10 protein-coding genes and 1 pseudogene are annotated in these 13,262 nt (G+C 55.2%); 7 read left to right on the top strand and 4 right to left on the bottom strand.

Annotation, left to right across the window (positions count from 1 at the left end):
* Positions 1-30 precede the first annotated feature (30 nt).
* Complete coding sequence (locus tag AC1Z3F_RS11360) at positions 31-960, top strand: LysR family transcriptional regulator (RefSeq protein WP_131089200.1); 930 nt, start codon at positions 31-33, stop codon at positions 958-960.
* Positions 961-1,073: 113 nt separating this feature from the next.
* On the opposite strand, the gene AC1Z3F_RS11355 is transcribed toward AC1Z3F_RS11360, so the two are convergent.
* The gene (locus AC1Z3F_RS11355; protein WP_483565740.1) at positions 1,074-2,411 is read right to left on the bottom strand and encodes an MFS transporter; all 1,338 of its coding nucleotides are present in this window, start codon (positions 2,409-2,411) and stop codon (positions 1,074-1,076) included.
* A gap of 152 nt (positions 2,412-2,563) precedes the next feature.
* Here AC1Z3F_RS11355 and AC1Z3F_RS11350 point away from each other — a divergent pair.
* The 3 genes and pseudogenes from AC1Z3F_RS11350 (at position 2,564) to AC1Z3F_RS11340 (ending at position 6,079) form a co-directional block, all read left to right on the top strand.
* Positions 2,564-3,437: pseudogene (locus tag AC1Z3F_RS11350) on the top strand (shikimate dehydrogenase).
* A complete protein-coding gene (locus tag AC1Z3F_RS11345; protein WP_483565739.1) occupies positions 3,437-5,290 on the top strand; it encodes a bifunctional sugar phosphate isomerase/epimerase/4-hydroxyphenylpyruvate dioxygenase family protein in 1,854 nt (617 codons plus the stop codon). Before AC1Z3F_RS11350 ends, AC1Z3F_RS11345 begins: the two are co-directional and overlap by 1 nt.
* Before the next feature lie 18 nt (positions 5,291-5,308).
* Entirely contained in the window at positions 5,309-6,079 is a 771-nt protein-coding gene (locus AC1Z3F_RS11340; protein ID WP_444614241.1) for an IclR family transcriptional regulator domain-containing protein, read from the top strand.
* 14 nt (positions 6,080-6,093) lie between these two features.
* Here the strand turns inward: AC1Z3F_RS11340 and AC1Z3F_RS11335 are convergent, their stop codons facing one another.
* Together AC1Z3F_RS11335 and AC1Z3F_RS11330 are read right to left on the bottom strand one after the other, a co-directional pair.
* The gene (locus tag AC1Z3F_RS11335) at positions 6,094-7,335 is read right to left on the bottom strand and encodes an aminotransferase-like domain-containing protein (RefSeq protein WP_483565738.1); all 1,242 of its coding nucleotides are present in this window, start codon (positions 7,333-7,335) and stop codon (positions 6,094-6,096) included.
* A 178-nt stretch (positions 7,336-7,513) separates the two neighbouring features.
* Positions 7,514-7,903 carry a helix-turn-helix domain-containing protein gene (locus AC1Z3F_RS11330; RefSeq protein ID WP_131089194.1) on the bottom strand — a complete coding sequence of 130 codons (390 nt, stop codon included), beginning with the start codon at positions 7,901-7,903 and terminating at the stop codon, positions 7,514-7,516.
* Positions 7,904-8,283: 380 nt separating this feature from the next.
* Here AC1Z3F_RS11330 and AC1Z3F_RS11325 point away from each other — a divergent pair, with 380 nt between their 5' ends.
* Positions 8,284-9,459 carry an NAD(P)-dependent malic enzyme gene (locus AC1Z3F_RS11325; protein ID WP_483565737.1) on the top strand — a complete coding sequence of 392 codons (1,176 nt, stop codon included), beginning with the start codon at positions 8,284-8,286 and terminating at the stop codon, positions 9,457-9,459.
* Between the two features lie 161 nt (positions 9,460-9,620).
* Positions 9,621-10,139: a hypothetical protein gene (locus tag AC1Z3F_RS11320; RefSeq protein ID WP_483565736.1), complete on the top strand. Its 519-nt coding sequence runs from the start codon at positions 9,621-9,623 to the stop codon at positions 10,137-10,139.
* A 561-nt stretch (positions 10,140-10,700) separates the two neighbouring features.
* Here AC1Z3F_RS11320 and AC1Z3F_RS11315 read toward each other — a convergent pair.
* On the bottom strand, positions 10,701-12,203 hold the full coding sequence (locus AC1Z3F_RS11315) for an amino acid permease (RefSeq protein ID WP_396268417.1): 1,503 nt from the start codon (positions 12,201-12,203) through the stop codon (positions 10,701-10,703).
* A gap of 180 nt (positions 12,204-12,383) precedes the next feature.
* On the opposite strand from AC1Z3F_RS11315, the gene AC1Z3F_RS11310 reads away from it, so the two are divergent.
* Complete coding sequence (locus AC1Z3F_RS11310; protein ID WP_131089190.1) at positions 12,384-13,229, top strand: HpcH/HpaI aldolase/citrate lyase family protein; 846 nt, start codon at positions 12,384-12,386, stop codon at positions 13,227-13,229.
* Positions 13,230-13,262 lie beyond the last annotated feature (33 nt).

The following is a 13,262-nucleotide window of genomic DNA, read 5'->3' as shown; positions in this document are numbered from 1 at the left end:
TCCTGGCTATCGCGGGCATATGATCATGATATGGATAGCGATTCGCCAGCAGGGCAGAGCCTGTCTCATTGGCTGCAATTCTCATCATTGGAGTTGCTGGTTGGCATTGCCGATCACGGGAGCCTCAGCGCAGGCGCCCGGGCGGCCGGCATGGCGCAATCCAACGCCTCGCGGGCGCTGAAAACCCTCGAGCGCCGATTGGGATATGCGCTGGTGACCAGGAAAACCAGCGGATCAACTCTGACCGCAGAAGGAGTGCTGACCGTCCAGTGGGCGCGTGAGGCGCTCGCCGGGTTGAACGCATTTTCCGCCGGTGTGCGCTCGCTGGCCGAACATGGCAACAAGGAGCTGGAATTCGGGGCCAGCATGACGGTGGCAGAATACCTGGCCCCGTCATGGATCGGGCAGCTGCATGAGAAGCTGCCCAGCGTCATTCCGCGAATGAGGATCATGAATTCCCACGACGTGATCCAGGCGGTGGAACAGGAGCAGCTCGGCTTCGGATTTGTTGAAACACCTCAGCTGCCCACGTCTCTCAGGAGCCGTGAAGTGTTCCGCGATGAAATGCTGGTCGTGGTTTCGCCTACCCATCCTTGGGCAGCGCGGAAGAATCCGGTGACCTTGGAAGAGCTGCAGGAAACCGCGCTCATCGAGCGCGAGGAAGGCTCGGGGACCAGGGCCTTTTTGAATTCCTTGTCCGCCGTTGAACGGGCCAAGCCGATTGCGGAATTCAATAGCAATGCGACCATCGCCCAGCTGGTAGCCGGAGGCATGGGGCCGGCAGTGCTCAGCCAGCTGGCGGTGGAGAACCTGCTCAATCAAGGGTCGTTGGTTGAAGTACCGTTTGCCGGCCCGGCGTTAATGCGCGAGTTGCGCGCCATTTGGCGTGAAGAGCGTGCGCTGAATGCCAATGAGCGGACGCTCCTTGGCATCGCCATCAACGAGTCTCCCAACGCTTGAGATCCAGGCGGTCCCGGGCGGCATTCTTGCGTCCCTTAAAATCAGTATCCCGGCCGTTTGGCATTCCTTGAAGGGAAGGCAGGCCAAACGGGCCGGGATGCTTGCAAAGACGGCTAGGAGACCTTCTCGACCGCGTGGCCCAGCTGCTTGGTGGGAACCCGATAGGTCTCGCGTGCAGTCAACGCCGAGAGCGAGGAAATGACGGCGATCGCCGCGGTGAACAGGCTGATCTGGACCCAGCCATTGGCTTCAAGCCCGCCCAAGGCAGCCACGATGGATGGCGCGAAGCCTGCCATGAGGAAGCCCAACTGAGTACCGATTGCCAGTCCGGAGAATCGTACCTGCGAGGAGAACATTTCGCCGTAGAAGCTTGGCCATACCGAGTTCGCTGCAGCGTATGCGCAGGAGAAGACTAGGACCGACAGCGCGAACTGCAGTAGTGCGTTGCTTGATTCCATGGAGCGCAGGTAGAACGGCATGATGGCCGCTGATGCTAGCGCGCCGTAGATGAATACCGGCTTGCGGCCAATCTTGTCCGCGAGCATGCCGAAGAATGGCTGCGTGATCAGGGCGCCGATATTACCGGCGACAACCAGCCAGAGAGTAATGGATTCGTCCATGTTGCCGATGGTCTTGCCGTAGGAAATAGCCAGGGTTCCATAAACGGTAGAAACGGCTGCGATGAAGGCACAGAATACGACGCGCAGAACGTCCTTCCAGTGGAAACGAAGCAGTACAGCCAACGGAAGCTTGGCGATTTCATTGTTCTTCTTGGCTTCTTCAAATTCTGGAGTCTCATTCAACGAACGACGAATGAAGAAGGTAACGATAACAACCAGGGCCGAAAGCCAGAACGGGATACGCCAGCCGATGCCGTACTTGATCTCATCAGGCAAGGCCACCACAGGAATAAAGATCATGGCGGCAAGAATCTGACCACCCTGAGTGCCCGTCAACGTCCACGAGGTGAAGAAGCTACGGCGGTTATCCGGCGCGTGTTCCAGTGACATAGAGGAAGCACCTGCCTGCTCGCCAGCTGCCGACAGTCCTTGGCAGAGGCGGGCGAAGACCAACAAGATAGGCGCCAGCCAGCCGACCTGGTCAAAGGTAGGCAGGCAGCCGATAAGGAAGGTTGAAGCACCCATCAAGATGAGGGTGAACATCAAGACTTTTTGCCGTCCAATCCGATCACCAAAGTGGCCCACAAAGATCGCGCCAACTGGCCGGGCGACATAGGCGAAGCCGAAGGTAGCCAGCGACATAACGGCGGCGTTGGTGTTTGTATCAGGGAAGAATATGTGCGGAAAAATCAGTGCAGCCGCTGAACCGAAGATGAAGAAGTCATAGTATTCAACAGCGCTTCCCATGAAGCTAGCGACGGCAGCTTTGACCGGGGTGCGGCCCTGACTGCCTGAATCGGCTGATGCGTTGAGGCTATCTGGAGATGGCATCGGAGGTACTCCTCGTCGAGTGTTTAAAGCTGAAGCTCAAGAACAGTGTTCGCTATGCGTACACTTGTTCGGAATGTGTTCATTGCATTACAGTAGATGTAAATCACATCTCAGGCAATACCTGAAGTAAACAAGAAGAGTTGCGGGAGAAAATGAGTACACGTGCTGAGTCTTATCTGGTCGGTTTGATCGGTGATGGTGTGATGCCGTCGCTCACCCCACCGATGCACGAAAGAGCTGCCGAGGTTCACGGTCTGCGATACCTCTACCGGCCTATTGACCTGACCGAACTGAAACTACCGGCCAGCGACATCGGAGAATTGCTCATTGCCGGAGCAAAGCTTGGTTTTAACGCATTCAACGTTACCCATCCTTGCAAACAACTCGTACTTGATCACTTAGATGACATCTCACCCACCGCCAAAGCCATCGGTGCGGTTAACACCGTGGTCATCACCGACGGCAAATTCCACGGGCACAACACCGACGCCTCAGGATTCTCTCGCGCTCTCGACACCGGTCTTCCCGCAGCTAACAAGCAGCGCGTCCTGCAGCTAGGAGCCGGCGGCGCCGGTGCCGCCGTCGCGTACGCATTGCTGGATTCTGGAACCCAAGAACTGCATACCGTTGATCTTGATGAAGAGCGCGTGAATCATCGAGTCCAAGAACTTCGCAAAAACTTCCCCAAGGCCAGCATCCACGCTGCCACGCCAGATCAGGTGCCTGAGTTGCTGGCACAAGTTGATGGGCTGACTTAATGCCACGCCGATTGGCATGCATCACCACCCAGGGGTGCCACTAGATATTGCCGCTCTGGAAGCCCGACACTGGGTCGCAGATTGCATCTACCGCCCGGTGGATACAGAACTGATCGTGGCCGCTCGAAACTTGGGCTGCCAAGTTCTGGACGGCGGACATATGGCTGTGGGACAAGCCGTGGACGCTTTTGAAATCATCACCGGCATCAAGCCAGATGCCCAGCAGGTGCGCGAGCACCTGCTGGAACTGCTGGAAAAGGGACTGTAATGCGTACATCCATCGCCACCGTATGCCTCTCAGGAACACTCGAAGAGAAACTGCTGGCCTGCGCCAAAGCAGGGTTTGACGGCATCGAAATCTTTGAACAAGACCTCCTGGTTAGCCCGATGTCACCAGAAGAAGTCAAAGCCATGGCGCAACGCCTGGGGCTAACCTTGGATCTGTTCCAACCCTTCAGAGATTTTGAGGGAGTCACCGAGAGTCAGCTGAAAGCTAACCTGCATCGGGCCGAAGCGAAGTTCCAACTCATGAATCGACTGGGCATGGATTTGATGTTGTTGTGCTCCAACGTTGGCACCGCAACCATCAACGACGACCAAGTGTTTATCGAGCAGATCCGACAGCTCTCGGATCTGGCGGCAAAATACAATGTGCGCATTGCCTATGAGGCGCTGGCCTGGGGCAAGTACGTTGACACCTATCAGCACTCTTGGGAGATCGTGAAGAAGGTGGACCGCGCGAATGTGGGCCTGTGCATCGATAGCTTTCACATTCTTTCGCGCGGGGATGACCCGGCAGAGATTGCGAATATCCCTGGCGAGAAAATATTCTTTGTTCAGTTGGCTGACGCCCCAGTGCTTTCGATGGATATCTTGTCGTGGTCCCGCCACTACCGGCTCTTCCCGGGGCAGGGTGGATTTGCACTCGATCAGTTCTTGGCGGAACTGGTGCGCTCGGGATACAGTGGCATCATTTCCCTTGAAATCTTCAATGACGTATTCCGTCAGTCCAACGTAGAGCGTACTGCCATCGACGGCCTGCGGTCCCTGCAATGGCTTCAGTCTCAGACGGCACAGCTACTAAAATCCAACGGCGAACAGTACGCGCTGGAGCTCAAAGAACTTCCGGGCATTCAAGACGCCACCGGATTCGACTTTGCTGAGATTCGTACCGAGGATCCTGAACTTGTCGGCGGGATGCTGGCCCAACTGGGCTTTAGTTTCCGCGGCCAACACCGCCGTAAGCCGGTGCAGCTATGGACCTCGGGGGACGCGCGGATCATCATCAACTCGCAGCGCAGTCGCGGAGTTGAAGCAGCGGTGTCCGGTTTTGGCGTTCAGGTACTAGATCCCGGTGCGAGCGGCGAACGGGGCAACAGCTTGTTGGCCACCAAGGTCCCGCGCTTGCGAACCTTTAATGAACAAGAACTTCCAGGATTTGTTGCCCCTGACAGCACCGAGATTTTCTTTAGTTCGCCAGAGAATACACAAAACTGGATCATTGAATTTGAAGAAGCGACGCTGCCTAATACGGGCGTCAACGATGGGCCCATCCTGTGCATTGACCACATCAACCTGGCTCAACCATGGCAGTGCTTTGATGAATCCGTGCTGTTTTACAGCAGTGTCATCAACCTCAAAGCACAGCCGGGAACCGAAGTTCCTAGCCCCATGGGTCTGGTGCGTTCGCAGGTGCTTTCCACCGAGGATTCCAGCGTGCGTCTGGCGTTGAATATTGTTCCGCATGGTCTGGAGAGCGCCATCGAGCGCAACCATGAATATCCAGAACATGTAGCCCTGCGCACCGAGGACATTATTGGGTTGGCCAAGGATGCTCGCGCACGAGGCATGGAGTTCTTGCAGGTTCCGGCGAACTACTATGAAGACTTGGCCGCACGCTTTGACCTTGATTCGCAACTGCTCACAACACTCAAGGAATTGCACCTGCTCTATGATCGTGATGAAGCGGGGGAATTCTTGCATTTCTACACCAAGACCATTGGCAACATGTTCTTGGAGGTAGTTGAACGTCGTTCTAGCTACGATGGGTATGGAGCGCCTAATGCTCCGGTGCGACTGGCCTCTCAGTTTGAGAGCAACCGCTGGAGCAGAAACCTATAAAGCTGGGGAGAAATACACGTGGCAGAGCGGCCAGATTACTTTGTTAAGTCTGCGGATAAGACTTTGGCCGTGCTGCTCGCATTTTCAGCTGGCAACACCGAATTGACAGTCTCTCAAGTGGCTACGGCAACGGACCAGACCCGCGCTTCGGCTCGCCGGTTCCTGCTGACCCTTACGGACCTTGGCTATCTACAAGCTAACGGCAACGCGTATCGGATGACCCCGCGCGTTTTGGATATCGGTGCTGCCTATTTGTCGGGACTCACTCTGCCACAGGCAGCGGTGGGTCACCTACAGTCTCTGGCGCGCGACTTGGAAGAGACCGCTTCATTATGTGTGCTTGAAGGCCAAGACATTCTGTACGTTGAACGCGTTACTGCACCACGACTGCACGCGCTAAACGTCTCCATCGGCAATCGACTGCCGGCCTGGGTGACATCGATGGGCCGTGTGCTGATCGCTCACCTAGAGCCTGCCGAGCAAGAGACATTCCTTGAGCGGGTAGATCTGCACCCGTACACCGAACACACGGTGGCTGATCTTGCGGCATTAAAGAAGGAACTGGCAAAGGTCCGCGAGCAGGGATGGTCACTGGTTAATCAGGAACTCGACGAGGGACTGCGCGGACTGGCTGTTCCGGTGCTTCGCGGTGGGAAACTTCTAGGCGCGCTGAACATCTCGGTACAGACCAGCCGGAACAACTCTGAAGTCATCGAAGAAGAGCTGTTGCCAAGGCTGCGACGTACCGCCAAAGAAATCGCTGATGACTTTGGCGGTCGCCTGAGCTAAGCGAGAGGTGGACCCTAGCTAGCGTTTGCTTCGATAGCGGAAGCTAGCAGGGTCGATAGACGCTGCACACCTTCAGCGATGGTGGCCTCATCAACGGCGCAGAACGCTAGACGAAGCTTGTTATCTGCCTGTCCGCTTGGGCTGAACGCCGCTCCTGGAATGAAAATGACTCCGGCCTTCACGCCAAGTTGCAGCAGCGCATACGTGTCGATTCCTTGGGGAAGAGTCAACCAGATGAAAAATCCACCTTCAGGTCGCGTGTAGCTGACCTCTGCTGGTAGGTACTTTTCTAGGGCATCAAGCATTGCGTCGCGACGGGAACGGTACAGATCGTTGTATTTAGTGATCTGTCCCTTCCAGTCATGCTCTTCAAGATAAGCACTGATGATCATCTGATTCAGGGTTGGTGGGCACAGCGCCACAGCTTCGCCAGCCAAGTAGAAACGACGGAACAGATGGGTAGGCACTGCGGCCCAGCCAATGCGTAGACCGGGTGCAAAGATCTTGGAGAAGGAACCCATGTAGATGACGTTCTCGGGATCCAAGCTGCGCAGGGTTGGCGCCGCTTCTCCCTCGTAACGCAGCATTCCGTAAGGGTTATCTTCCAGAATCAGAATGCCTTCTTCACGGCAGATGGCCACGATTTCTTCGCGTCGCTCGGCTGCCAGCGTGATGCCTGAAGGGTTGTTAAAATTCGGAATGGTGTAGAGGAACTTGATGCGTTCCCCGGAGGCTCGCAGCTCAGTGATGCGCTCACGCAACGCTTGAGGAATCAGACCATTATCGTCGGTGCCTACCGGACGTGCTTTGACCTGGTAGGCCTCAAAAGTATTCAGCGCACCAACATAGGTCGGGTCCTCGCACAGTACGGTATCCCCAGGATCGCAGAAGACCTTGCAGGCCATATCTTGTGCCGATTGGGATCCGTTGGTTACCACTACGTCTTCAACTTTGACGTTGGTGATTCCTTCTGCGGCCATGACATCGAGGATCTGCGCGCGGAGTTGAGCGGTGCCCAAACCGGAGCCGTACTGTAACGCTTCAGGCCCCTGCTCGGTGATGACGCGCTGGGAGATTTCACCAATCTTTTCCAGTGGCAGTAATTGCAAAAAAGGATTGCCGCCAGCAAGGGAAACCAATGAAGGATCCAAGGAGAGTTCAAAAACGTCTCGTACCGCAGACTGTTTGATACCTGCTGCCCGCTCGGAGAGCAATTCTTCGTGGGCAGATGTTAGGGACTGGGGTGCGGTGCTCATGGTCCTCCTTGGCCAAGGCTCCCACTGATGTAAGGAGCGCGCTCCTCGCATTCAGGCTCCATGCGAGGATGTGTTTTCAAATAGAATACTTTGGTATTCCAACAGGAAAACTCGCGGTTGGCAAGAACTTCAGCAATGTGCGGCCATTGCCCTTAACCTAGGACAGGTATTCGTCCGGCTACTTCTCGGATTCGGCGCGAGAATCTAACCAATCCTGAATGGAGCTAGGGCGGATACGCCGGTGTGTGCCGCGGTATTCCACCTCGATAATTCCTGCATCAGCAAGCTTTCGAAGGTAGCTATTTGAAATGCCAGCCATCTGAGCGGCCTGAGAAGTGTTCAGCAGTAACTCTGGAGTTCCGATGCTGACCGACTCTCCATTGGCAAAACGCGCGAGCACTTCAATGAGCGCCTGATGAGCTTCCTTAGGTAGCTGTAGTGCAGTGCCATTCACAAACACCGTGGTGTCGTTTGATTCATCCAGCGCGCGTCGTAACCGTGTGGTGGTCTTTTCGTCGAGTGACTCGAAAGTACGTACTCTGCCCAAGGCTGAAGTCGGTGATGCCATGGAATTCATTTTGCCTCAAGATGCGCACCAAGTGCGTGCAATGAGCACCAGAGGTGGATATTGCTACGACAAGTCATATTAGAGCTCCACGACGAAAGGGGGTTGTATTGCGGCAAACGGTTCCCGTATGGTGGAAATTGTAGGTCTAAAGAAAGTACTGACCAGCCATCTTCCGGCACACCACGACGGAACCTTCAGCCTTACCCGGCTGAGCTCCTCGGGGAACTGTGTACATAGAAGCTTGATGCCCTCCTTAATTGCGTCGGGTCAAGCTCTGTTGCGGTCGGATGAATGGTCATGCGCGTTCCTACGCTATGCCACAAGCTTTGTGGGTACTGCGTTTTCGTCGTTCAAAACTTTCTTGAAAGAAGAATCATTCAATGTCGATTGAATCCGCCAAAGACCTGTCCACCATCACCGATGCAGAAGTATTCGACGCTCACATCGGTGGCAAACTCACCGTTCAGTCGCAGATGCCACTGAAGTCCAAGCGTGATCTGTCCATTGCGTACACTCCCGGAGTAGCCAAGGTTTCCCAAGCGATCGCTGATAATCCAGCCATGCACTCCACCCACACCTGGGCCTCGCGTCTGGTTGCCGTCATCTCCGACGGCACCGCAGTGCTAGGCCTAGGCAACATCGGTGCAGCAGCGTCGCTGCCGGTGATGGAAGGTAAGAGCGCACTATTCAAAGAATTCGCTGAACTAGATTCCATCCCGCTGGTACTGAACACCACCGACGTTGATGAAATCGTTGAGACAGTGATTCGTCTACGCCCAAGCATCGGTGCGGTAAACCTCGAAGACATCTCGGCGCCCCGTTGTTTCGAGATCGAAAAGCGCCTCATAGAAGCGTTGGATATCCCAGTGATGCACGATGATCAGCACGGCACCGCCGTGGTGGTCCTGGCTGCACTTATTGGGGCCGCTCGTCAGACCAAACGGGACATCAGCTCGCTGAAGGTTGTTGTCTCCGGTGCGGGTTCAGCCGGTGTAGCCGTGACTAACCTGTTGCTCAAGGCAGGAGTGGATGACGTGATCGTTCTCGATTCGCGGGGAACCATTCACCGCGAGCGTGATGACTTGAACCCCATCAAGGCCGAATTGGCAGGACGCACCAACCGTGATGACGTGATGGGCGGATTGGCTGAAGCCTTGGAAGGCGCTGACGTAGTGGTGGGACTATCTTCGTCGAAGTTTGACGAAGCAGCATTGGCCAAGATGAACAAAGATGGCATCATCTTTGCGCTGTCTAACCCGACTCCGGAAATCATGCCGGATGTGGCCAAGAAGTATGCGGCAGTGGTTGCCACCGGACGAAGTGACTTCCCAAACCAGATCAACAACGTTCTGGCCTTCCCTGGAATCTTCCGTGGTGCGCTGGACTCGGGCGCCACGAGAATTACCGAGGAAATGAAGGTCGCCGCGGCTCATGCCATCGCTGATTTGGTCGGTGATGACTTGGCTGAGGACTACATTGTTCCTTCGGCTCTGGATGATCGAGTGATGCCAGCTGTAGCCGCCGCGGTGGCTGCTGAAGCACAGTCGGCTAAGTAGTCTCGTAGGCACCTGTCGGTGTCGCACCTAAGGCGTTGCCTGCAATCGATGTGATTGCGGGCAACGCTTTTTTGTTGTCCACACCTAGTTTGATTCTTAACCTCCAAGCCTGATATCAGCGTGAGACTTGCTGACATCACATCATGCAAGGAGGAGTAGTAGTGAGAGACTTCGTAACGAAATGGTGCACGATCAGAAGCACCTTATCCACTGCGGAAGAAGCGGCCTTTCTGGCCGAATTAGAGATAAAGCGCCGCGGCTATGCGTTGTTTGCCTACCGTATTCCTCTGTCGCCGCTTGTCATGGCATCAACCAAGGGTCTTGAGGATTCGGGCCACGCTGAAATCGCCACCCTTGCCGGCAGTGAAGACGAAGCCTTTGGCTTATTGAAGTACCTTGCTGAACAAGTCCTCGACCACGGCCGACATTTCACAGAGGGAACCAGCGGAACAGCCTTCTTTGGAGAATTGAAGTTCCACGACTTGTCTGCCGAGGCGTATCTCCTTGATGCCTTTGAGGATTTTAACGACTTTGAAGACCCTGAGGACTTTGACGATCTTGATGACTTCGACGACGCGCTGGGCGAGTATCGTCCACGTTTGTTAGTTTGCGAGTCTCCATCGCGCAGATCAACGCCGGCACGCAAGGCGCTGCACCTGGTCCAATGCAAAGCAGCCTGAGCTCATGGACAGCAATCGAAGTAAGAAGGAGCGCAAGCATGTGCGATATGTGTGATGGGATGAGCCTTGCAGATGTGGAGGCCAGAAGCGATCAGTGCATTCGTGATTTTGGACGTCAGGTACTTTTTGTAGAACCGGGCCGATTCAGCCAGCCCTACGCCTACACCATCGGGCTCAGCCTGCGAGGGCATCCAGAATTTTGGTTCGTGGCCTGAACTTTGCCGATAGTTTGTACCTGCTCAACGGCCTTTCAGGATCAGTGTTAGAGGACAATGAAGTTTTTGCGCACGGCCATAACTGTTCGTGGAATGAGACCACGTTGTTGTACTTCTCGAAGATTTCCAGAGGGATCAGGCACGAGGCACCATGGGCTTTTAGTCGGTACGGCGAGAATATGAGACTGCTAGAAGTGCTCTTTGTGAGTCGAGATCTTCCCTTTGGCGCGATGATATCCCCAAATAATTGACCCGTTGCAGTCCTTGCCTGGATAAAGAAAAGCCGTGATCACCCGAATGGATTCGGATGATCACGGCTTTGCCTAAAAAGGAAGATTGATCCTTATTAGTGCTTCTTCGAAGCGAGGTAGGCTGCTGCCTCACGCTTCTCTGCAGCTACACGCTCCACATGTGCTTGACGCAGCTTATGATGCTGAGGATTATTGCGCAGCAACAGATAGCCGATACCAACCACAACGAACCAGATTGGCGTTGACAACAGGCCAGTCAAGGTGTCTGCATCCTTAGTGAAAGCCCACAGTAGGAACACGAAGAACGCCATGACTACGTACGGCATGAAGGTGCCGCCCGGCATCTTGAAGACCGACGTGTCATGAGCCTGCGGACGACGCTTGCGGTAGACCAAGTAGCTGATCAAGATGATCGTCCAGACGAACATGAAGCACAGCGAGGAGATCGTGGTGACTACCGAGAAGCCGGTGGACTTATCCAGACCGAAGACCAGCAGAACAATCGAACTGAGCAACACAACGCCGGAAAGGAACAACGCATTGCGTGGAACCTGACGGCTGGTGAGTTTGCCGAAGAGCTTTGGTGCATCACCGTCGGTTGCCAGTCCAAAGACCATACGCGAAGTTGAGTAGATGCCCGAGTTAGCCGATGACGTCGCAGAAGTCAGCACCACGGCGTTAACCAGGTGAGCTGCAGCGCCAAGGCCTGCCAGCGAGAAGAGCATCACGAATGGCGACTGATCAGCGGTGAAGCGATCCCAAGGAACGACCGACATCAAGATGGCCAGCGAACCTACGTAGAAGAGCAGAATACGCACTGGGATGGCGTTGATAGCCTTTGGCAGGTTGTGTTCCGGGTTCTTTGTTTCAGCAGCTGCGGTACCAACTAGCTCAATACCAACAAAGGCGAAGACGGCGATTTGGAAGCCCATAACGAAGCCCATGAGTCCGCCACCGAAGAATCCGCCTTCACCGTTGAATAGGTTCAGGAAGGAAGCCTGAGCGCCATCGTGCTCGAAGCCGGTGACGATCATGACCAGGCCGACGACAATCAAGACAACAATCGCGACAATCTTGATCAATGCGAACCAGAACTCGGTTTCACCAAATCCGCGTACTGAAGGTAGGTTCAGCAGAATCAGCAGCACGATGACTGCCAATGCTGGGATCCACAGCGGAATGGTTGGCAGCCAGTAAGTGACGTACACCGAGGCGATCACAATGACGTCGGCGACGCCGGTAACAATCCAGCAGAACCAGTAGGTCCAGCCGGTGAAGAAGCCAGCCCATGGTCCAAGGATGTCTCCGGCGAAGTCGGAGAAGTTGCGGTAATCGGTGCGGCTGAGCAGTAATTCGCCCATAGCGCGCATCACGAAGTACAACATGAAGCCGATGACCATGTAGACCAGGATGACCGATGGGCCAGCAACAGAGATGGTTTTTCCCGAGCCCATGAATAGGCCAGTGCCGATTGCACCGCCAATGGCAAGGAGCTGAATGTGTCGGTTGGACAACGCTCGTTTAAGCTCGGGTCCAGTCTCTGCGGGATCAGTAGTTTCTATATTTGCCACGCAGGGTCCTTTATCGTGCAGCTTCATCGTGAAGCATAAATCTTTGTGGAGACAGATTCGCCTAGTGCCACGTCTAGTGACATTACCGGAAAACGTCTCGTTGTTTGTAATTGTCCTCACATCAGACTGTGTTGGTCGGCTCAATTGAGGCAAATAGTGTACATACCTAGTGGAAGCCCTCAGGCCCAAGTGAGTAGTCTGGGAACTATGGCAATTCGAAATCGTCGAGCAGCGGCTCTTCCGGCAAAACTGTCCCGTTCCTGGCTTTTGGTGAACGCAGCAAAAGAGGAGGACTTTGCGCCGGCTCTCGCGAGCGAGGCCGACTCAGTCATCTTCGATATGGAAGCTGCTGTCCCTGATGACAAAAAACTTCAAGCTCGCGACAATGTAGTCCGCGCGCTGTCCAATGGCATGACCGCATGGGTGCGCGTCAACGGCATTGATACCGACTTCTGGGCCGATGATCTTGCAGCCCTGTCTGAGGCACCAGGTCTGCGCGGCATTATGCTGGCCATGACCGAGCAGCCAGAGCAGGTCACCTACAGCGCCATGCGTCTGCGCGCGGGCACCCCGGTGCTGGCCTTGATCGAAACCGCATTGGGTATCGAGAATGCTACCTCGATCGCATCGGCTCCTGGCACTTTCCGTCTAGCCTTCGGCGTGAATGACTTCCGCAAAGACACCGGTGTCTCCGATGACCCACTGGCGCTGGCCTATGCTCGCGGCAAGCTGGTCATCGCATCACGTGTTGGAAAGCTTCCCGGCGCCATTGATGGTCCACCACCAGCTGGTTCTGATGCGGCTAAGGTTTCTGAGGAAACTCGCGTCACCGCATCCATGGGTATGACCGGTAAGCTCTCGCTCTCCCGCGACCACGTGGACGGCATCAACGCTGCGTTGGCACCTAGCGAAGATGAGCTGTCCTGGGCAATGGAACTTCTCGAAGCCCACGCCGCTGGCGCTTCGGTGGGTGACGGCTCGTACTTGCCGCGTTTGGCCCGTGCGCAGAAGATTGCGGATCTGGCTGACTCCTACGGACTGTGGAACGCCTAAGCTTTCCGAGGGCTAGTTGCGAACCTGGTTTAA

It is taken from the genome of Glutamicibacter sp. MOO4 (assembly GCF_056934395.1).
The sequence above is the reverse complement of the archived record's forward strand: the minus strand, read 5'-3'. Positions and strand labels throughout refer to the sequence as shown.